This window comes from Pseudomonas sp. 43mfcvi1.1 (assembly GCF_900115935.1).
Lineage (GTDB): Bacteria > Pseudomonadota > Gammaproteobacteria > Pseudomonadales > Pseudomonadaceae > Aquipseudomonas > Aquipseudomonas bijieensis.
In genome coordinates this window covers 173,994-194,530 of the sequence record NZ_UETT01000004.1, presented here as the reverse complement: position 1 = coordinate 194,530, position 20,537 = coordinate 173,994, and the positions used below count along the sequence as shown (strand labels likewise).

Genomic DNA, 20,537 nt, shown 5'->3' with positions numbered 1-20,537 from the left:
CTGCAGAATCACTCTGGATTCTGCAGGCGATTGAACCAGGAGACTCACCGTTGCGTGAATCCCTGGCAATCCGCGGGAAGCCTTGAAGAAATGCTCCGTATCGAAAGGTACGGGGCATTTTTCATTTATAGCCCATCAAGCAGATAACCTGTGGCGAGGGGATTTATCCCCGCTGGGGCGCGCAGCGGCCCTGAAGCCTGGCCCTGTGGTGTTTCAGGTAGACCGCATCCCGCTTTTGGGGCTGCTGCGCAGCCCAGCGGGGATAAATCCCCTCGCCACAAAAAGCCCCTCGGTGTTCCATCCCTCTATTCCATCGAGCGCGCACTGCGCCGCCTTTTGGGGCGAGGGAGCTTGCTCCCGCTGGGTCGCGCAGCGGCCCCCAACACAAGACCGCTCCGGCAAAAATCCTCGCCATGAATGATCACTCGACCTTACGATTGCGCTTCACGCCCCAGGAGAAACAATCAGTGCAACCCTTCAGGATTCGCGAGCTGGAAATCACCGATGTGCAAGCGCTGCTGGCTTTCGAAATCCATAACCGTGCATGGTTCGAGTCGCAGATCGATGCACGGGACCCTGCCTTTTATTCATTGACGGGCGTAACCGATCACATTGAAAGTTATCTGGCCGATTTTGCCGCGGGCGCCTGGCACCCGTTTGTCATCGAAGATGCCAGCGGAAGAATAGTGGGGCGGGCGAATTTGAAAGGCATCCATGCACCACACCGTTGCGCCGAGGTGGGTTATCGCATTGATCAACGCGTTTGCGGGCAAGGGTTGGCAACGCTGGCCCTGAAACACCTGATCCAGGCAGCACAGATGCGTTGGGGGCTTACGGGGCTGGTGGCTTATGTCTATGAGAACAACGTCGGCTCAAGGAAGGTCCTTGAGCGGTGCGGGTTTGTGCCTGATGCGCCGTCTTGTGACCACAAAACCGGGAGTTCTTCCAGATGGGTAAAACCATTCAAGTAGAACTCCCGACGTTCCAATCCTGAGGTTTCGCCGCAGCGTTACCGCGTGGCTGCAACGCGGCCTGGGTGGCGACGTCCTGGTTCAGTTCAGCGGTGTCGGGCAAGCCTTGCCGGCGACACTTCAACCCAACGCATCGACCAGCCTCGGCAACCAGTGGGTCGCATCGCCCACCAGTGTTTTATCGGAAGCGGACCCCATCGGTTCGATGTTGATATGCACCAGCCAGGCGCCATGTTCGGTTGCCAATGTGGGAATTCGCGCCGCCGGGTACACGTTTCCAGAGGTGCCAATGGAGAGCATGACGTCGCAGTCACGGGCAGCATTGAAGGCCTGGTCCAGTTCCTGTTCCGGCATCCCTTCGCCGAACCAGACCACGTTGGGGCGGACCTGGCCGTCGCAGTGCGGGCAACGCGGTGGTTCCAGGCTGTCGCAGTCCGGGCCGACATCCACGGGCAATGGGCCCAGATAGGGACGATTGCACTGGAAGCAACGAGCACTGGCCAGATCGCCGTGAAGGTGAATCACCTCCTTGGATCCGGCTCGTTCGAGCAGGTCGTCGACGTTCTGCGTGATGACGGTCACACGGGGCAAGCACTGCGTGAGCCTGGCGACTGCCAGGTGCGCGGCATTGGGTTGCGCCTCGTTAACCAGCGTCCGGCGCCAGCTGTACCATGCCCATACCAACGCAGGGTCTTTGGCGAAGGCGGCGGGGGTGGCCAGTTTCTTTGGGTCGTAACGCGCCCAGAGGCCGGTCGAGGGATCACGGAACGTCGAGATACCGCTTTGGGCGGAAATACCGGCCCCGGTAAAAATGGCCAGGTGCCTGGCCGTTCGCAGACGCATCACTGTTTGCGCGAAAATGGCTTCTGAATTCACAGTTCCATCCCCACGTCAGACCTGGGAGCACTGATCGCGCAACCAGTCGAAGTTGCTCCAGTACTTTCTGTCACCGCCGGGCTGGGCGCGTTTTGTCTCGATGAAAGGCGCAAGGATCTGGTGGCAGTGCTTGATGCTCGGCGCCCAGTTTTCGATGATGATGTGCTTGTTCTTGATCAAGTCGGCACGCAATAGAGCCGCGACAACGTCGTAGTTGGCGCAGGTCAGCGAGGCATGCTGGACATGGGTCGCGTCCCACTGGTCATGATGCAGGGTCGACAATGTGGCGCGAACCGCTTGCCGGGCATCGCGGGCCTGGCTGGCTTGCAGGAACTCGACTATCGAAATGATGCTCTGGGCCTCGGAAGCCTGTTGAGTCGCTTTCAGTTGTGCCGTCAGGATGACCACCTGGCGAACGACCAGGTACATCGATAGCAAGGCCACCAGGGCCACGGCCACTTGGACTACCAACGTCCATGTTTCGTAATTAGACATTTTTTCTCTCTTGCTCCCTAAGTAATTCCAGTGTTCTCGAGTCGACGCTCACCCCACCATCCAGCGCCTGGGCATACACGGAGTGCTCGCCCGCGACCGCCGCAAAAAGCGTCATGCAGGATGCGAATTTCATGGCATCAAGTGCCCCCAGGAGTTTCTCTGTAGCGACTTCCGAGTCCAGTACGGCACGGGTCGCGCGCTCGAGTCGCGGTCCCAGAAGCGGGTGATGCAGATACTCGCGCGCCTCTTCCATGCCGCGCAGGCCATAGTAGGTGGCGTTCTCACTGACACCCAGGCCGCGTAATTGGGGAAAGATGAACCACATCCAGTGGCCTTCCTTGCGTCCACGCCGTAACTCAAGCAAGGCGTGGTCATAGGTTGAGGCTTGTGCCTGGACAAAACGCTCCAGTGATTCGGTCATGTGAGCCTCTGATACGGTTTCAAGGCTGAAGAATGAAGCGCGTCCAGGCTCTAACAAAATAGTGGCCTTATGATGCCATGGCCGGGCGCGTATCGGTAGCCTTGACCATCACCCCCCAGGCAAGGGCAAACCCTATAGCACACTTGCGCTATAGCGCCGCTCGGTACTCGACCCTAACCTATGAGCGCTGTCGGGTTTTCGACCGGTTGCAACGAGCACATTTGAACAAGGACCTGTTTTTTGAAAAGCATACCTGCCAGAAAGTCCAACATCTGCCTGGCTTATCGCAAGCGCCTCGCAACGGTCTTTGCCGCCTCGGCCCTTGCTGTCAGTGGCTGGGGTTCTTCTATCGCCGTTGCGTCGGCATCCACGGCCAGTGAGACGTCCTCTGCCGCTTGCACCAACGAAGCGGATTTTCAGGCCGGGACAGTCGTGGAGTATGAAAGCCGGGACAATCTGTCGTCGGCCATCAGTCGCGGTAAAACCGAGACGTTGGGACGTGAGGTATTTGCCGGCGCGAATCCGGTGGCTTCGGCGCACACTTCGTTCCTCAATAATGCGCCGTTCTTTGTGACGACAACGTTCGCCGAGATCAAGGACGGTCGGCTGGTTCGCTACGGTGATCGCCATGGTGCCGGTGCATCGTTGGTGACCACCACCTACCTGCCTCCCGCTTCCACGCCGATTGATCTGCAACCGGGGCAGACCGTCACCGTCAGCTACAAAAACAAGGCGGTGAGTGCCGGCGCAACCGTTGAGTTCGATGTCGTTGAGCAGCTGACTTACAACGGTCGTGAAACGATCAAGACGGCCCTCGGTACGTTTGACACCTGCAAGTTCACCAATGAAATCTCTACTGGCTCGGCTTCCGCCAATCAGCCCAAAAACGTGGTCGTTGTGCAGAATTGGTTTCCCGCGGACGGACCTTATCGTGGTCAGTCGATCCGATCTGTCACGCCTCCCGCCCATGGTGTCGCACAGAGAATCACTGAAGTCGTCAAGATGCAGTATGGGACGCGATGAGAGACGCGTCTCGGGCCGGAAGATTTGCCGGATTATCGTGGCCGACGAACATCCGCTGTTCCGGGAAGGGATGATGGTGCTGCTGGAACGCCTGATACCTGACGCCATGATCGAACAGGCGGGAAATCTGGAGGAAGTACGGACGCTCGCAACCAATGGCCAACCGCTCGATACACTGATTCTTGAAATACGTCTTCCCGGCCTGGGCTCCGTCAGCGAGCTCGCGCAGTTGCGCCAGGAGCTCAAGCACACCTCCATGATTGTGGTTTCGACCCTGGATGACGGCGATATCATTGATCGTGTCATGGCGACCGGTGTAGACGGGTTTGTCGGCAAGAGCCTTTCTCCCGACCAGGTCGGCAAGGCCATCGATGATATTCGCCGGGGGGAAGTACTGGTCAGGTACGAGCCTTCGGACCCGCTGCCGCTCGGCTCCAACGATGATATGAGCAAGCTCACGTCCCGGCAGCGAGAGGTCTGGAAATTGATTGCCGAAGGCAAGACCAACAAAGAAATCGCCGCGGCGCTGGAGATCTCTCCCTTCACCGTGCGCATTCATGTCTCTTCGTTGATCCGCGCGTTGAATGTCCCCAACAGAGCGGTGGCCGCTGCACGTTTTGCCGGGCGCCAGACGCCTGCTACCTTGCGCTGACGGAAACCCACAAGCCTTGGAACAGGCGCGCGCATACCAAGTGTGCACAGCGGCAATCTGTCATGAAGGGCAAATCGGCACCCAAGGCGCCGATCCGTCCAGTGCTTACAGCCAGTACCGCAGGCCGAGCATCAAGGACTGGGCGTTGTACTGGGTTTCCACATCGGCCTGGGGCAGGCCCTGGATTTTGCCGAAGTTCGCTTCGCGAGTCTTGAAGTAGCGATAATCCAGGGACATGGACCAATGCTCGTTGAGCTCATAACCGACGCCGGTGCCCAGTTGCCAGGCCGAGACAGTGTCGCGATGGGTGCCGCCGAACTCGACGCCGCCAGCCTCCAGGCCCTTGATGGTCAGCACCGCGTAGCCCAGGCCACCGCCAATGTAAGGCGTGAAGCGACTCAAGGGGGCAGGCAGGTTCGGGATGTCGTACCAGAGGTTGGCCATCAGGCTGCTGGCTTGCTCTTCGCCTTTGCCCTCGATGCTGCTTCCGCCCTCATAGACCCGGTTATTGAACTGGTCCAGAGTGTTGCGGCGATAGCTCAATTCCAACTCGGGCCGTAGCCCGACCGGGAACCGCCAGCCCAGTGCCAGGCCGGTGGCGAAGCCAGAGTGCAGCGGTTGATTGAACTCCATCTCGACGAAATCGTTGTCGTTCTGGGTCAGGTCCTGGTCAGCGACCCAGTTCACCCCGCCCATGGCACTGACATAGGGGCCGAGTGTGTCGGCGAAACTCGATGCTGGGGCGATGACACCCAGGCCAACGATGCCCATGACGAGATACTGAGTTTTTTTCTGTAGGTTCATGCTAGATCCGAAATGTACTGTTATCGATAAGTAAGCAAAGCGAGTCGGGGAGGGCGCGTTCAGCACGCAGCCATCCGGAAGGGTTCATACGAGATGCAAAGGCGTCGCGATTTTCTCGTGCCGCGAGGTGCCGAGGGCCCGTTGTTCGGCCAGCGTGCACAGGTTGTCCAGTGCGGTGGTCATCGCCGCAGTCAACGCTTTGCGCAGCAACCCGCGATACAGGAAACTCAACGGCCCGGAAATCTTCGCGCTATGGATGACATGGGTTTCATCGGCAGAAAGCCTGCGCATCTGATGATCGAATTCAAGGTCGATCCAAAGCAGTCGTGCGCTGTTGCGATAGCTTTCGTGCAGGTTCACGGCTTCCAGTTTCAGTGGCATGTTCAAGCCGTTCTTGAGGACGCACTGGCCGCGCGTTCCCGCCTGGAACGGACCGTCGAGTCGACACTGGCGAACGTCGGTATCCCATAACGGTGCTTCTGAAAAATTGCTCCAGATCTTCCAGATTTCAGAAGGGGGCGATTTGACTATGACTTGCACTTTGACGTCGTTCACGGCGATACCTTGGTTGTAGGGGGCACGGTCATGGCACAGATCCATTCAATGTTCAGGCGGCCGGCGCCGATTGACTCAGCACCTGGGCGGTAATGTTGGCTTGACCGATTTTTTCGCCCCGGTTGAACAGGTCGATATAGATGCGGTTGGTCTTGAATGCCTGGAGCGACGCATCAAAACCGGCTTGCGGCGCCAATGACAGCGGGCTGTTCCTGGGGATGGGGCGATCCAGGGTGAAGCTCAGTGCCAGCAGATTCATTGGGGTATTGAGTGGAATGCGCAGATGGCTGTGAGCGATCTGCATGTAGCACTGGCGCGCCACTTCGAGGAAATACACCATCGAATAGTGCGCGGGATCACCTGCCTGGAAGAAGTGTTCCGGCGGCAGTTTCACGGTGTCCACGCTCAGGCCCTGGGCGACGCCGCTCATGTCACTGACGATGACGTTCTCTTCCCTGGCCTTGTGCAGCAGGGCCTTGTCGCGGCAGGGCGTGGCGGTGAACTCGCCGGCTGGCGATGTTTCGAACGCCGAGCTGTAGGCCATCCCGAGGACGCAGGTGCACATCACTTTCCCGCCCTGCATGACCTTGGCATTGAACATCTGGGGATCCTGGCCTTGCTCGACGTGCAGATCGATCACGCCCTGCTTTTGTACGTATTGCTGGAACTTGATCGTCAGGCTCTTGATGTAGGCGACCCGTCCGCTCAGAGGGGGCATGGCCAGTTCGATCAGTTGCAGCACACCCTCGAGCAACAAAATGCCCGGGATGTGGTCCAGGGGATGATCGAAGAAGTACGGGTGCGCTTCATTCACCACGAGCTGGGCGTGCAGCGACTGAGGGTTACGCTGGGCGTTGGCGATCACGATATGTTCCGCGCTGCGCTGCCAATGCGCCGGGCGCTGGGTTGCGTCGCCCCGGTGCAGGGCGAACAGGCTTTCCATCGCGCGTACTCGTACCCGCAGCCCGGAGAGCAGGGTGCTGGTGAGCATGTCGCTCAGTTGCTGCACGTCGACGCCATCGTTCTGCGGTTCGCGAACCAGGCTGACAGGCGTGATGACTTGCTGCAGTTCGTGGGATGACGAATGGGCAAAGCGCAACATGAAGGGATGCTTGATAGGCGAACTGGCCTCGGCCGCTGTCGGGTTCCATTGGCGAAGCTTCTCGGTAAACAGCCACATCACCGTCTTGCCGGCGTCGCGCACCTCGATCACGGTATGGCGCGCGCCCCTCAACATCACCGCCAACAGGGTTTCGATGCCACTGGCTTCAGCCAGGAAGCCCGTCAACTCCCGCAGTGAGCCGCTGGCGGGCGCCGCAACAGGCTGCAACTCGCAGACCTCAACGTTCGAATAGTCGCTCGGCTCCTTGCCCAGCCGTTGGCACGCCTCTTCCAACGAGTCGGCGGCGTGGGCGAGGACCGCGGCGTGGATCACCAGCAAGGGTTTGTCGGCGGCATCCGGTTGATAACGACGCAGCGCGACCAGCCCCAGACCTTCACCCTCGGTGGTCGTGCTGCACCGGGCACGCTCTACTTCTACTTCCGCGCTGACAAAGCGTCCTGCGCCGAGAAGGAGCGTGGTGATGCCGTCGTTGAACCATTGTGGCGAGGCCAGCAAGGTTTGCCAGAACAGGCCCGTCGTGCCGACCAGGGTCTGATGGAAACCCTTGAAGTCGAAAATCTGCGCCGGATAACCGGACAACATGTTCGGCAGCATGGTTGCCACGTCCGTCACTTCGACGCCCGGTGCCGCACCTTGTGCCTGGGCGTAAAAGTTATGGGCGCTGCTATAGGCATTGCTGAAGCGCTCGCCACCCATGTTGCAGCACATGACCATCGCTGTGCCGGGCGAACCGGCCACCCCCGGCAAGCGTCGCAGCAAGTGATTGACGCGGTCGGTGATCAACAGTTTGAACGGATCGACATGAGCCAATGGTTTGGGCCCCATGCCAAAGCCGTCGATATCGATGACGTGGTCTTGTGCGAGGAATTGCCCCAGCAAAGGCTGGCCGGGAGCCGGGGTGTAATCGACGAAGCGTCCATAAGGGAACATGACCGCGGGGGCGGCCGGTTGATCGAGTTGCTGCTGGAATGACTGCAAGGAGCGGTGGCTGCCCAGCGCTGCTTCAGCCTCGACAATGGCAAGGTCCAGCGTCACCACGCCACAGGCGCTGGCCGAGGCCGGCTGGGGCGCGACAGGCTGGTCATCGGGAATGTATTCATCCACCACCAGGTGCGCGTTGGCGCCGCCGAAACCAAAACTGGAGATGCCGATCCGGATCGCGGACTGACGCTCCTCCAGGGGTTGCACCTGCTGGGTGGCGAGCCGCAGGCAGGTCTCGTCGACCTTGGTGCTGGGGCGGTAGCCGGGCTGGGGCGGAATGCCTTTATGGCGCAGGATCATCAATGCCTTGGCGAGGGAAGCACCTCCGGCAGCGGCCAGGGGATGGCCGATGACCGACTTGATCGAGCCGATGGTGATTTTCTTGCCGTCCGGGCGATGGGGGGCAAAGAAGCTGTTCAGCGAGGCCAGCTCCGTTGCGTCCCCCAGCGGAGTACCGGTGCCGTGGGTCTCGATGTAGTCCACGTCACGTGGATCAAGACCACGATAGGCACGTTGGTAGGCCGAGTACTGGGCCTGTTTGCCGGGCGCGAACACCGAGCCTTCGGCGCCGTCGGCGGACATGCCCAAGGCGCGCAGGACGCCCAGGGGACGGCGCTGCGCCGTCAGGGCCTGGGCGAGCGGCTCGACCAGAAAGGCGACCGCACATTCGCCCGGCACGATGCCGTCGGCGTCCTGGCCGAACGCTTCCATCCGGGCCCGGGCGGAGAAGGCCGTCAACTGCGAGAAACCCAGGAACAGTGCTGGCGGCAGCACGGTGTTGAGGGCCATGACAATCGCGTTGTCCGCCTGCCCACTGTTGACCAGCGCCTGGGCCATATCCAGGGCGTAAGGGAACGAACTGCATGCGGTGTCCACCGATAACGCCGGCCCACCCAAGGCAAAGGACGCAGCCAGTTCTGCGACCTGTTCACCGGGTGTAAACCCCGGTGGTGTGGCGGTTTTTCCGGACATTCCGGTGGCGAAATAGCTCTCGTCACTCCAGGATGTCGCGATCACCAGTGCGGTACGCGCCTTGTTCAGCTCCGAGCCTTGTCCGGCCAGTTGGCCAAGCAGTGCCTGGAGTACTTTCTTGCCGATGGCGACCTGTCTTCCTTCATGCCGTGATGGGGTCGACACGTCATCGGCCAGGCAAAAAGCGCTGTCCAGATAGATGCGATCCTTCTCGCCTGCCTTGGTTGAATAGATCGATGCCTTGTCCAATTCCCAACGGGTCGGCATTGATTCAATCGGTGCGATCTGCCCTTGCGAGAGCAACTGCCAAAGCGCATCCGTTGACGGCGCCCCTGGAAACTCGCCCGCCATCGCGCTGAAGCAAAAATCGCCCGTTGTCGTTACTGCGCCACTCATACCCTGTCTCCCTGATCGCCCAAAATGCGGGGTGACCTGTTCGATCACCCGGATTCCATTCCTGTTGCCCGCTGCTAGCTCAGCCTGGCCAGCAGCGACAGGGCATCCTCGGGCGTGCGACGGGACATCAACGCTTCACCGGCAAACTCGCTGGCAGAGCACTGTTGCGCCATGGATTGGCAGAGCGCCTCTCGGGCAAAGCCGTTGAGGCCCAGTTGTGCGAAGGGCGTCTGGAGGTCGATCGACTGCGCCGTCTCCGGGATCAACGGGGACAGGGCGTTGAGCAGCAGGTTTTCTTCCTGCCCTTGAGTGTCCGTCGCGGCAGGTGAGGGCGCTGCCTGCGGCTGGGGATCGGCCAGGGCAGCTTGAATCAGAGCGATGGTGGCCTGCGGGAACTTGGCGTTGGCCAGCTCGCTACTGTGGGCCTTGAGCTGCGGCCACATGGCAACTGCCGCTTCCAGGAAGTCCAACTGCACCAGCGAGTCCAGGCCCAGGCTTTCATAGCTTTGTGTCGGGTCGATCTGCTCAGCCGTAAAGCCGGTGATGGTCGCCAGTTGGTCGACTACCCACGCTTGGACGTCCACCGCGGGTGCCTGCGGATCGGCTTCAAGCCGTGCCAGCAAGGCTGTCGGGGTAGGGGCATCGAAGAGCTGCGAGGTGAGGTCTTTCTTTTCCGGGAAATGTTGGGCCAGGGACTCGAAAATATCCACCAGCCCCAGCGAGTCGATCCCCAGGCTCTCGAAGCTTTGATCAAAGTCGATCTGTTGCGCCTGGAACCCGGTGACCGAGCTGATTTCGGCGCGTAACCACTGTCCGTAACTGAGCGCGGCTGCCTGTTCGACGGCTTCGGCTTCGGCTTCGACTACGGGCGTCGGAGCCAGTATTGTCGGGTTCGAGTGAACCGGCTCCAGGGCCGCGATACTCTTGCTGACAGGGGCTTCGATCCCATTGGCATAAACGCCTTCAAGGACTTGTTGGTGAGCATTGAAATAATGCGCAGTGACAGTTTCGGCCTGTTCCAGAAGCCGCAGTAATATCGATTCCTTGGCGATATTCGATTCGCACAATGAATCAATGATCTTTTCTGAAAGGGAGAAATAGCTATGGGCTATTCTTCCATTGGACACGATGAATTCCTGTACAACATCGTTAAGTTGCAAGCGCATGGGAATCTCCTAACCAAGTCGGTCGAAATTTCTATAAGTAAGAAAGATCAAGAAATCATGGCCCAGGGCAGGGCCTTGTTTATGTCAATTAATCAAACTGGCAGTAGTCATGGAGCGACTTAAAGTTGGAGTTCCACTGCGTCGGTCTCGCAAGATATTGTTTTTCTGGCGCCCTTGAGCAACCCCGACCTTACGTTCAGATAAGTCACCAGCGTCATTGCATCGGCGCCGAGGAAAGCGATATAGCCGTCAGGCCGGATCAGCATCAACATGCCTTCCTTGGCGTGGTAGCGCTTGTGCAGCCGCCAATCGGGGTCCAGCAGTGTCGAGTGCCAGGCCGGCAGCCCGGCACTGCTCAGGGCATCGATCACGCAATAGGCCTTGATTCCCGGGTAGTCCTTTTCCACCGACTCGGCCAGCGCGTAGTAGCCTGGCAGCAAAGGGGAGAACTGGTCGGCCGCGCTGAAAATCAACAGCGTGAAGGTTCCATGGAACAAGTCGATCAAGCGTTTTGCCGGCATCCCTTGCAGTTGCCACAACTCGACATCGGGTGCCAGTTGCCCGGCGCGAGGCGGTGCACTCTGGAACTCGGGTTTCTTGCCTTTCTTGTTCCAGTTCCGGCGCTGTTTTTTCGTCACCGATTCTTGAATGTAGTCACTCTTGTCGTAGTGATATTGATGACCGGAAATCATCGACGGCAGTTTGCGCTGGACCTTGTTGCGGTTGCTCAACAGGGGCAGGACATTGTCGCGTAGCCAGACCAGGGCACGACGCCTGACGGTAATCAGCCCTGTCAGCCGGTGGGCGGTGTTCTCGACTTCCAGGGCAACCGGATAGCGCTCGTCGTTGTAGCTGTCCAGCAAGGACGGATCCGCCAGGTCCTGATCGACATAAGCCATTTTCCAGGCCAGGTTATAGGCCTCGGAAATCCCCAGGTTCATCCACTGCCCGCCGATGGGACTGCCGATGTGCGCCGAGTCCCCCAGCAGAAACACAGAGCCTTGTTGCATCGATTGCACGCGGCGATGCTGGAAGGAGGCGATGGTGGTCGATGAAATGTTCGACAGCGTCATCTTTTGCCCGCGTCCTTCGCACAAGCGTTGGAAATTCTCCAGGCTCAAGGATGGGCGTTCGCCTTCTGGCGGCAGGTTGTAGGGCATTTCGATGAACAGCCGATAACGCGATTGAGCACTGATCGGCGCAACCGCCACATAACCGTCCTGCGCACCCAGGAAGAACGCGCCCTCATCCTTGCTTCCGGACCATTGGATATCGGCATCGGCGAGCATGAAGAAGCGATCGTAGGATGAACCTTCGAAGGTCATGTCGAGGCGTTTTCTGATGTTGCTGCGAGCGCCGTCACAGGCGGCTACCCAGCGACTGGTGAAGTTTTCATCGGTGCCGTCGGCATGTTTGAGCGTCATGCGCACCGAGCCCGGCAGGTTTTCGATGTCCACCAGTTCGGTATTCCATTCCACCTCGGCGCCCAGTTCCTTCAGCCGCTCAAGGAGAATTTTCTCGGTTTGCGGCTGTGGCAGGCTCAGGAGCAGGGGATAGGTCGCATCCAGGTAGGAGAAGTTATAGTTCAACACCCGCTTGGCATTCGACTGCACCGAAAACTGGTTGATCGTGAAGCCGGCGCTGATGGCTTGCTCGGCAACGCCCAGGTCGCGAAAGATTTCCAGGGTCCGGGAATGGATGGCCATTGCCTTGGTCGCCGTCGAGGGGCCGGCGTTCTTTTCAATGATGCGAAACGACACGCCCCATTTCTTCAACAGGATTGCCAGGGTCAGGCCAATAGGGCCGGCGCCTACGATCATCACGGTCGGGGCGCTGCCAGGTCGCTTGAAGTGCTTGGGGGCCAACGTGCTCAGAGTGTTCATCGATCAGTACCAGTTTCTGTAGAAGGGGGAGTGGGCAATGCTGAGCAGGGCATCGTCGCCTGATGAGTCGCCGTAGGCATAAATGTAAAAATCATCAAGGTTGCTCAAGCAGCCTTTGAGCCGCGTGACTTTCTCTCGCTCTACACAGTTGGTACCGGATATCCCGCCGGTCAGCTTGTTCTTGGCCGTTGCCAGGCGGGTGCCGCACACATAGTCAAAACCCGCGGCCTGGCCCCAGGGGATCAGGTAATTCTCCGGCGAGTTGCTGACCAACGCCGTGACGTGTCCCATGGATTGATGCCACTTCAGCCGCCGCAACGCCTCGGGCCTGAGCCAGAGCGGCAGCTGCTCGCTGATGAAGTACTTGGCATGCTCGCGCTCTTGCTCCACCGACAGGCCGCCCAGGTAACAGGCAATGAAGGCCAGGCGCGCTTGCATCAGCGGGGTGATGCCCACGATCACGCTGAGCATCTTGGGCAGCAGGGGAATGATCCTGAGCCAGAACGAACGGGTTCCCACGATAAAGCGCATGTAGCGCCAGAATGTGTGCCGGTCGGTCAGTGTGCCGTCGAAGTCGAAGACGGCCAGTACCGGTTGTGTGCTGTTAGCGTGCATGTGCCTCTTCCTTGAGAGAAGTGATCTCGATGGTCTTGGGCAGCTTGAAGCCCGATAGGTAGCGCGAAAGCAGGGTGGAAAGCGCGTTCTGGGTCAGCTCGCCGGTCCCCTCGACGCACAGGTGCAGCACGTTGACTTCCTTGTGGTCCGGGACGATATAGGCTTTGGCGCGCACCACGTCAGGGTGCTTGAGAGCGATGGATTCGATTTCCACCAGGTCGACCATCTGCGCCTTGATCTTGGAGATTCGCAGGCGTTGGCAATAGAAAAACACATGCCCATCGTCGTCCTGCCAGACCAGGTCACCGCTGTGGAACCAGCCGTCGCGGAAGAACCGCGCATTGGCGTCCTCGGCATCGTAGTAGCCGTCGATCACCATCGAGCCGCGTATCAGTAGTTCACCGATGCGCCCTGGCGCCACGTCCTGGCCCTGGGCATCGACGACTCGCAGTTCCACACCGCTGATCGGCTGGCCCATGGCGCCACGGTGGACTGGGCCAATCGAGCTCTGGACGATCACGGGCATGCTTTCGGTCAACCCATAGCCTTGCAGCACCGGATTGCATCCCAGCAGCTTCCCCAGCTTCTCGGCTTCGTCGGCCGGCAGGTGACTGCCGCCGGAGTAAATCATCAACTGCGGGTGCAACGGCAAGAGCGCGCCTTTGCGCTTGGCCAGCCGCGTATTGAAGTAGCGAATGACATCGGGCACCAGGCAGGCAAAGGTGACCTGATGTTCGGACAGGACTTCTGCCAGGTCTCGGTTGAGCAGGGTGTTGGTCATGAGCAGGGTGGCGCCCACGCTCAAGGGAAACACCATCATCACCGACAGGCCGAAGATGGCATACAGCGGTAGCGTCACCAGATGAACGGAGCCGACGCCTTGCAGATGAAACTGCTCATGCAGCCCATCGCTCGATTGCGTCAGGTCCAGATAACGGTGCGAAACAGCCAGAGGCCTGCCGATACCACGATAGGTGAACTGTACCGAGACGATCGGATTACCCTCGGGCAACAATAAGGGCTCGATCTGGCGAGGAAGTTGAGAGATGGCCGTTGTGTTGGCGGACAGGGGCGATGACGGTTCGCTCTCACCGTCCACCAGCAGGGAGTGCCTGACGCCGTTGTCAGCCTGGAACACCTCACTGTGTTGCCCCCATAGCGCTTCGGTCGTGACCACTAGCATCGGCCTGGCGAGACTGACGACGCTGTTCATTTCGAAGGGAGTCAACTTGTAGTTGAGGATGACCGGAATTGCACCCCGCCCGATGATCGCCAGGTAATAAGCGATGAACGCCACCCCATTGGGCAGCACCAGCGCTACTTTGTCTCCAGGCAATACACCGAGTGCCGTAAGGGCGCCGTTGCATTCTTCAGCCTTGATTCGCAACTGACGGTAAGTGACGGTGTCTTCTTCCGCGTCCAGATGCCGAATAGCAACTTGTTCGGGGAAAGATTCCGAAAAACCGACAAAACGATGCAGAAAACCTTCTTTATATGAAAGGCTTTTCATTTACCAACCTCTCTCAATCCTTGGATGTTTGGCTAGTCAAAAAAAGTACTACAGAGGCAGGCTATATATGAATTGTTTCAATTAAGCATCTGTGTAGTTATTGTTCCGATACCAATTCAGGGTATCGGTCAGGGTTTCAGCGACAGGGCGGAACTTGCACTCCAACTCCCTTGCACTTTTACTGTGGCTGAAATGAGTACGGCCTTGTTCCTGCTCCATGAGCTTGACCGTGGAAGTACTGATGAGCACCGGTTTTTTGGTAATCCGGTAATAACCTTCATAGATAAGTGCGATGATTCTCAGCATGAACAGCGGCACTTTTCGCTCTGGAGCCTTTATCCCGCTGACATTCGACAGCGCCTGGAAAATGCTCTTCATGTCCATGTGATTGCCGGCGGCCAGGTAACGCTCTCCGGACCTGCCGCGGGTGATGGCTGCGATTTGATGCTCGGCCACATCCCGGGCATCGACAACGGAAAAGCTTCCGGGGAGTACACCGGGCAATTTTTGTCCGACAAAGTCAAGCAAGAACTGGCCTGAAGAAGTAGGGCCGATATCACCAGGGCCGAACATCCACCCGGGCAGGACCATGGCGACAAACATGTCCGGGTGTTCTGCCAGGAATTGCTGGACCTTTTGTTCGGACAATATTTTGCTCAAGTAGTAATCGTCAGCCTCCACCTCACTGCGAGACATGGTTTCATCGATCACTTGATCCCTATTGCCCTTTAATACGGCAATGGAAGAGGTATGGACTGCACGACGGATACCGGCGTCATAAGCCGCTTGCAACAAGCGCTCGGTACCGACCACATTAGTGTCGTAGAGTTTTTGCCAATGTTTCCCGCCTTTGTAACTGTCACGGAAATAGGCGGCTGTATGAAACAAGGCGTCACACCCTTGCAGGGCATGGCTGAAGGCATCGACATTAAGCATGTCGCCTTCGACCAACTCCACGGGCAAGCTGCCGAATTGTTTCCTGGCTTTCTCTACGGAACGAACCAGTGCTTTTACTTTAATGTTTCGTTTCAACAACGCACGAACGACATTGTTTCCGAGCAGGCCAGTAGCGCCTGTAACGAAGGCATATTCCATTAAAATCCCGCTCCTGTGAGGTGACCTGCCATTGTATCGAGGCTGGTATCGCTGACTCGATGCCCTGATCAGGGGTTGGGCTCCACCAACGGCGCAAGTAAAAACCATACGGTATCTGAAAATCAAGCGGTATTTCGTCGGATTGTCGAACGGATGGCTCTGAACCGGGCCTAAGACGCGGTTTTTCACGCTTGAGCGGGGAGCGCAGAAGCGAAAAATCCGCGGTTAAGCCATGCAAAATAGGCAGCGGAGCTCAAGAAGCAGCGGGACGTGATCGCCTGTACTATGGCAAAAAACGTGGCAGGTAGCTCATCTAGCGCACCCTTTCGATGGCGCAACTACATGGCACATACATGGCACTTTTTGAAAGTTAAAATGTAAATGATTGAACAAGGCGCGTATAAGATATGATGGCGAAAACGGGTTCCGTACAGCGAGTAGACGATTCGTTGCATTCAGTTACACATAGATATCTTGTTTGGCCAAAGGAGCCGAGGGCGTGATTAAAAAGAGACTAGGTCGAGAAGAGAGCCAGCAAGTAACAAGAGACAAATTGTTCGACACAGCCACTGAGCTGATGATCCGAAAAGGCTTCCATGCCGCCAGCGTCAACGTTATTGCCGAGGAGGCCGGCTTTTCCAAAGGCGCCTTTTTTTCAAATTTCTCAAGTAAATCGGACTTGCTGCTACAACTGACTCAACGCTTCAAGCGAGTTGAAATCGACCGATTGAGTACGACCCTGGCATCGGGATATTCGTCGGAGCAGTTGAGTCACGGCTTGAATGCCTATATCGACACGCTGAAGAACAATACCCGCTGTGCGATCCTCGATGCCGAGTTGCAATTGATCGCCTTGCGCGATGAAGAATTCTCGCCGCATTACTACGACTTGCATGAAGAAAACAGCGAGGCTTTGGGCAAGTTGATTACCATCATATTCAATCATGCTGGCAAGAAGCCGCCCCTGGCCAACGCCGCGCTGGCCAAGACTTTCACCGCCCTGGCGGAAGGCCTGATATTGCAAGGGCACAAAGACCCGGCTGTTGAAATCAAGCTGGTGTTGAACTCGCTCATCCAGACCGCAGAGCCTCTATAGGCCTCTGTCGTTATCGCTGATAGGCCAGCAACCGACGCTCAGCCAATCGGCCCACCAGCGCGTACGCCAGCGGTATGTAGAGCCGGGCGCCAATGCCATAGGCCTGGAAGGGCTTGAAATGATCCTGGGGTTGGGCCGCCAGCTTGACTGAATGCGCTGATGGGTATTTAGTTGTGCGATGCAACTAATTGCGCATTGCGTCCGAGGTCCCCGTGAACCATTGCCCACCAGATCTGATTGAAAAAATCCGTTCGGCGTCTCGTCTCATGGTGCGAGAGCTGGGGTTCATGCATACCACACTGGCTGCAACGGGTTATCCGCCGTCGTCGGTGCACACAATCGTGGAGCTCGGCAATCGCCAATCCCTGACTGCGGGAGAGCTTGTCGAGCTGCTCGGTCTGGAAAAATCCAGTGTAAGTCGGATGGTTCGCAAACTCATCGAGGCCGGTGAGATTGAAGAAATTGCCCATGAACAAGATGCGCGCGCCAAGAGATTGCGCCTCACTGCGCAGGGGCAAACCACCCTTCGAGCCATCGATGCTTTTGCCACGCAGCAGGTTGTCGCAGCCATGTCTCACTTATCCAACGATCAATGCCAGGCCGTTAGTGAGGGGATTGCCAGCTATGCCATTGCGCTACAGGCTCATCGGCTCGGTGCAGAGCCGCCTGTGCCGGCGCAATTGGAGATTGCACGAGGCTACCGTCCTGGTGTCATTGGCCGCATTGTGCAAATGCATGCGGACTATTACGCCAGGCATTCGAACTTTGGCCAGTCGTTCGAAAGCCTGGTTGCATCGGACATGGCCGAGCTGATGGGCCGCTTGCACAACCCGCGCAACGAGGTCTGGGTGGCCCTGGACGGTGAGCGAATGGTCGGTTCGATTGCCATTGACGGCGAAGGAGAGGGCGGCAGTGCAGTGCTGCGTTGCTTCATTCTGGATGATTCGGCGCGAGGCAAGGGCGTCGGCAGACGCCTGTTGGCTGAGGCGATGAAGTTCTGTGACGAGTGGAGCTTCAGCTCAACGAGCCTCTGGACGTTCCAGGGGCTCGACGCCGCCCGCAAGCTGTATGAAGCGTTTGGTTTCAGGTTGGTGCAGCAACAAGAGGGGCAGCAATGGGGGCGGCAGGTGACGGAGCAGTGTTTTGTAAGACCGGGCCCAGCCGCGTCGCCCATTTGAATCGTATCAATTGGCGCTATTGGATTTGAAAACCCCGCTGAGGATAAAGGCATAGCGTTCCGGGCGGATGAAAAACGTCGTGCGGTCGCAGCAGCGGCCATCGGCAAAATAGGACGTGCGCTCCATGACCAGCAGCGCGGCGCCGCGTTTGACGTGCAGCGCGCCGGCCAGGCTCTTGTCGGCTTCCTGGGCACGGATGGCCAGGTCGGCACGGGTGACCGCCAGGCCGGTGATCGACTCGAGAATGGAATAGATCGGCTGATGTTCGACTTCAGCCCAAGTCACATTGGCCAACTCTGCCGGTAAGTGACTGCGTCCCAACGCGATGGGTTCGTCATCGACGACGTGCAGTCGCTCCAGAAGCAGGCAGTCGCCTGCTTCTTCAAACAAACCACGCATGGCTTCTGGAACAGGCCGCAGGGCATGGCTGAGCACCTGCATGCTCGGTTGCAGCCCTTGCAGCAACAGCGCCTCATGAAAGCTGCGCAACGCATCCAGGCCGTGGCGCACCTGTTTGGCCGCCACGAAGGTGCCTTTACCTTGCTTGCGTTCCACCACGCCGTCGTCGCTGAGCTTGCCCACTGCCAGACGAACCGTGACGCGGCTTACCCCGAACCGTTCGCCCAACTGCGCCTCGGACGGTAGCTTGCCGCTGGGTTCGTAGTCGCCGCGCTGGATTTCCTCCAGCAGTTGATGGGCAATCTGTTCGTAGAGCGAGGTGGTGCTGTCGCGAAGAATGGAGGTGGACACTGTCAGCTTCCATGGACTTGAGTGGGGCGGGGGCCTTCACTTCTAAGGTTATAAAAATCGGTTATTGGGACTACTTGTATTAATACGTATTATGTCAGGCATTCCCATTGTAAACGACCTGACGACACTTGCCATGCTCAAAAACTTTCCATACGCACCGCCGCAAGCCGATGCCCTGACGGTCGATGACATCAGCTTCAGCTACCCCAATGGCCACCGGGTGTTTTCCTCTTTCAGCCTGAACGCCAAACCTGGCGAGTTCGTCGCGATCCTCGGGCCATCGGGCTGCGGGAAAACCACCTTGCTGAATTTGTTGTCCGGTTTCGTGCAACCGCAAAGTGGCCGTATCACGATCAACCAGACAGCGGTACGCCCGGAGCGTTCGGAGTTGGGTTATGTGTTCCAGGCGCCGCAATTGTTTCCCTGGCTGAGCGCTTTGGAAAACGTGCGTTTCGGTCTGCGGATGAGCGCCCACACCGACGAATCGCAGCAGCGCGCACAGGCGTTGCAGTACCTGCGCCTGGTCGGTCTGGAGAGCGCGGCGCATCGGCTGCCGCACCAGCTTTCCGGTGGCATGCAACAGCGTGTCTCCCTGGCCCGGACCCTGGCCCTCGAACCCAGCGTGCTGCTGATGGACGAACCGTTCGCCGCGCTCGATGCCATCAGCCGCAACAGCATGAACGAGGAGACGTTGCGCCTCTGGGCCGAACTGGGCCAGACGGTGTTGTTCATTACCCACGACATTGATGAAGCGGTGTTCCTGGCCGATCGGGTCATCGTGCTCAACATCGCGCCCGCAGGGATTCACAGCGAGCTGGAAATCCACCTGCCGCGTCCCCGCACCAACCTGAAAACCCGTCGCCTACCGGCATTCCTCGATTACCGCAATGAGCTGATGACGCGCATTGCCCAGGTGATGGACGCTTGCGACGCCACGGCTTATCCCACCCCTCGACTTGAGCTGACAGCATGATCAAACGTTCGCTGCTTGCCCTTACCTTGTCTGCCGCCACGTTGGCTGGTAGCGCCTGCGCCGTGGCTGGCGAGGAGAAACCCTTGCGCGTGGGGTATGTCTTCGCCATGGCCAACGCCCCGGCGTTGATCGCGGATAAACAGGGTTACTACCGTGAGGAAGGCTTGAATGTCGACCTCAAGGCGTTGGGCGATGGCCCGGTGATCCAGCAGGCACTGGCCGCCGGTGAACTGGATGTGGCCTATGTCGGCACCCCACCGGTGTACCAGTGGTTTTCCCGCGGGCTGCAAAGCCGGATCCTGGCGAAGGTCAATTACGGCCAGGCCGCGGTGATTGTCGACGCCAAGAGCCCGATTACCGACCTCCAAGCGCTCAAGGGCAAAAAGCTCGCCGGGGTCAAGAAGGGCAGTGGCATGGATGTGCTCCTGCGCGGTTATGTCCTGAAGGAAAAGGCCGGGCTCGATCCTGACAAGGACCTGGATATCGTCGACATACCGCCAGGCAATATGAACGCAGCCCTTGAGCGCGGCATCGTCGACGCGGCATTTTCCTGGGAGCCCTTCGTCAGCCAGTCGGTGTTGCGCGGTTCGAGCCGGATCCTGCTGGACGTGAACCAGGCATTGCCCCAATACCCGTGGTACGTGGTGATTGCCTTGCCGAAAACCTTGCAGGAGCGCCCGGATGAGGTGGTGAAGCTGCTACGCGCCCATCGCAAGGCCATCGCCTTCCTCAATGAGCATCCCGCCGAGTCGAACCGGCTGATCGCCGAGGCATTCAAGCTTGAAGCGGTGCAAGGTACTGACGGCAAGATCATCGCGCCGCAGGCCATTGTCGCCCAGGCCCGAACCCGGCTGGGCTGGTCGGCGGACTTGCAGGCCTCGGATATCCAGTTCATCCAGCGCCTGATGGATTACTCCCACGACCTGGGCTTTATCGATACCACGCTCAAGACCGAACAGATCGTGGATACCTCCTACCTGGAAAAAGCCGCGCACTGAGTCC

The 20,537-nt window shown here is 58.5% G+C and carries 20 protein-coding genes; 7 read left to right on the top strand and 13 right to left on the bottom strand.

The annotated features are described in order from the left end of the window. Positions 1-467: 467 nt before the first annotated feature. The gene (locus DTP52_RS09640; protein ID WP_109753141.1) at positions 468-971 is read left to right on the top strand and encodes a GNAT family N-acetyltransferase; all 504 of its coding nucleotides are present in this window, start codon (positions 468-470) and stop codon (positions 969-971) included. Positions 972-1,091: 120 nt separating this feature from the next. Here DTP52_RS09640 and DTP52_RS09635 read toward each other — a convergent pair whose 3' ends face one another. Genes DTP52_RS09635 through DTP52_RS09625 form a run of 3 tightly spaced genes read right to left on the bottom strand, consistent with a single transcriptional unit; the run spans position 1,092 to position 2,763 of the window. Next, positions 1,092-1,814 (bottom strand): NAD-dependent deacylase, encoded by a 723-nt coding sequence (locus DTP52_RS09635; RefSeq protein WP_249411864.1) that lies wholly within the window; start codon positions 1,812-1,814, stop codon positions 1,092-1,094. A 48-nt stretch (positions 1,815-1,862) separates the two neighbouring features. Then, a complete protein-coding gene (locus DTP52_RS09630) occupies positions 1,863-2,342 on the bottom strand; it encodes a hypothetical protein (RefSeq protein ID WP_092252564.1) in 480 nt (159 codons plus the stop codon). Next, a complete protein-coding gene (locus DTP52_RS09625) occupies positions 2,335-2,763 on the bottom strand; it encodes a DUF1810 domain-containing protein (RefSeq protein WP_109753139.1) in 429 nt (142 codons plus the stop codon). Before DTP52_RS09625 ends, DTP52_RS09630 begins: the two co-directional genes overlap by 8 nt. Before the next feature lie 240 nt (positions 2,764-3,003). Here DTP52_RS09625 and DTP52_RS09620 point away from each other — a divergent pair, with 240 nt between their 5' ends. Further along, the gene (locus tag DTP52_RS09620; RefSeq protein ID WP_109753138.1) at positions 3,004-3,786 is read left to right on the top strand and encodes a hypothetical protein; all 783 of its coding nucleotides are present in this window, start codon (positions 3,004-3,006) and stop codon (positions 3,784-3,786) included. After that, complete coding sequence (locus DTP52_RS09615; protein WP_109753137.1) at positions 3,773-4,438, top strand: response regulator transcription factor; 666 nt, start codon at positions 3,773-3,775, stop codon at positions 4,436-4,438. Before DTP52_RS09620 ends, DTP52_RS09615 begins: the two co-directional genes overlap by 14 nt. Positions 4,439-4,543: 105 nt before the next feature. Here the strand turns inward: DTP52_RS09615 and DTP52_RS09610 are convergent, their stop codons facing one another. From DTP52_RS09610 to DTP52_RS09575, 8 genes are all read right to left on the bottom strand, one after another. Beyond that, on the bottom strand, positions 4,544-5,242 hold the full coding sequence (locus DTP52_RS09610) for an outer membrane protein (RefSeq protein ID WP_109753136.1): 699 nt from the start codon (positions 5,240-5,242) through the stop codon (positions 4,544-4,546). Between the two features lie 84 nt (positions 5,243-5,326). Further along, a complete protein-coding gene (locus tag DTP52_RS09605) occupies positions 5,327-5,797 on the bottom strand; it encodes an SRPBCC family protein (protein WP_109753382.1) in 471 nt (156 codons plus the stop codon). Positions 5,798-5,849: 52 nt separating this feature from the next. Beyond that, a complete protein-coding gene (locus tag DTP52_RS09600; RefSeq protein ID WP_109753135.1) occupies positions 5,850-9,269 on the bottom strand; it encodes a beta-ketoacyl synthase N-terminal-like domain-containing protein in 3,420 nt (1,139 codons plus the stop codon). 74 nt (positions 9,270-9,343) lie between these two features. Further along, a complete protein-coding gene (locus DTP52_RS09595; RefSeq protein WP_109753134.1) occupies positions 9,344-10,435 on the bottom strand; it encodes a phosphopantetheine-binding protein in 1,092 nt (363 codons plus the stop codon). Between the two features lie 119 nt (positions 10,436-10,554). Beyond that, complete coding sequence (locus DTP52_RS09590) at positions 10,555-12,318, bottom strand: FAD-dependent monooxygenase (RefSeq protein ID WP_109753133.1); 1,764 nt, start codon at positions 12,316-12,318, stop codon at positions 10,555-10,557. A 3-nt stretch (positions 12,319-12,321) separates the two neighbouring features. Further along, positions 12,322-12,933 carry an HAD-IB family hydrolase gene (locus tag DTP52_RS09585; protein WP_109753132.1) on the bottom strand — a complete coding sequence of 204 codons (612 nt, stop codon included), beginning with the start codon at positions 12,931-12,933 and terminating at the stop codon, positions 12,322-12,324. Then, the gene (locus DTP52_RS09580) at positions 12,923-14,443 is read right to left on the bottom strand and encodes a class I adenylate-forming enzyme family protein (protein WP_109753131.1); all 1,521 of its coding nucleotides are present in this window, start codon (positions 14,441-14,443) and stop codon (positions 12,923-12,925) included. Before DTP52_RS09580 ends, DTP52_RS09585 begins: the two co-directional genes overlap by 11 nt. A gap of 81 nt (positions 14,444-14,524) precedes the next feature. After that, a complete protein-coding gene (locus DTP52_RS09575; protein WP_109753130.1) occupies positions 14,525-15,538 on the bottom strand; it encodes an SDR family oxidoreductase in 1,014 nt (337 codons plus the stop codon). 499 nt (positions 15,539-16,037) lie between these two features. On the opposite strand from DTP52_RS09575, the gene DTP52_RS09570 reads away from it, so the two are divergent. Further along, on the top strand, positions 16,038-16,634 hold the full coding sequence (locus DTP52_RS09570) for a TetR/AcrR family transcriptional regulator (protein ID WP_109753129.1): 597 nt from the start codon (positions 16,038-16,040) through the stop codon (positions 16,632-16,634). Between the two features lie 10 nt (positions 16,635-16,644). Here the strand turns inward: DTP52_RS09570 and DTP52_RS31315 are convergent, their stop codons facing one another. Then, positions 16,645-16,818, bottom strand: a complete 174-nt coding sequence (locus DTP52_RS31315) for a hypothetical protein (protein WP_249411791.1) — start codon at positions 16,816-16,818, stop codon at positions 16,645-16,647. A gap of 82 nt (positions 16,819-16,900) precedes the next feature. Here DTP52_RS31315 and DTP52_RS09560 point away from each other — a divergent pair, with 82 nt between their 5' ends. Beyond that, positions 16,901-17,812 carry a bifunctional helix-turn-helix transcriptional regulator/GNAT family N-acetyltransferase gene (locus tag DTP52_RS09560; RefSeq protein WP_109753128.1) on the top strand — a complete coding sequence of 304 codons (912 nt, stop codon included), beginning with the start codon at positions 16,901-16,903 and terminating at the stop codon, positions 17,810-17,812. A gap of 6 nt (positions 17,813-17,818) precedes the next feature. On the opposite strand, the gene DTP52_RS09555 is transcribed toward DTP52_RS09560, so the two are convergent. Then, positions 17,819-18,562 (bottom strand): GntR family transcriptional regulator, encoded by a 744-nt coding sequence (locus DTP52_RS09555; RefSeq protein ID WP_109753127.1) that lies wholly within the window; start codon positions 18,560-18,562, stop codon positions 17,819-17,821. Between the two features lie 133 nt (positions 18,563-18,695). On the opposite strand from DTP52_RS09555, the gene DTP52_RS09550 reads away from it, so the two are divergent. Further along, a complete protein-coding gene (locus DTP52_RS09550) occupies positions 18,696-19,535 on the top strand; it encodes an ABC transporter ATP-binding protein (RefSeq protein WP_109753126.1) in 840 nt (279 codons plus the stop codon). Beyond that, the gene (locus DTP52_RS09545) at positions 19,532-20,533 is read left to right on the top strand and encodes an ABC transporter substrate-binding protein (RefSeq protein WP_109753125.1); all 1,002 of its coding nucleotides are present in this window, start codon (positions 19,532-19,534) and stop codon (positions 20,531-20,533) included. The genes DTP52_RS09550 and DTP52_RS09545 overlap by 4 nt, the downstream gene beginning before the upstream one ends. Positions 20,534-20,537: the final 4 nt, after the last annotated feature.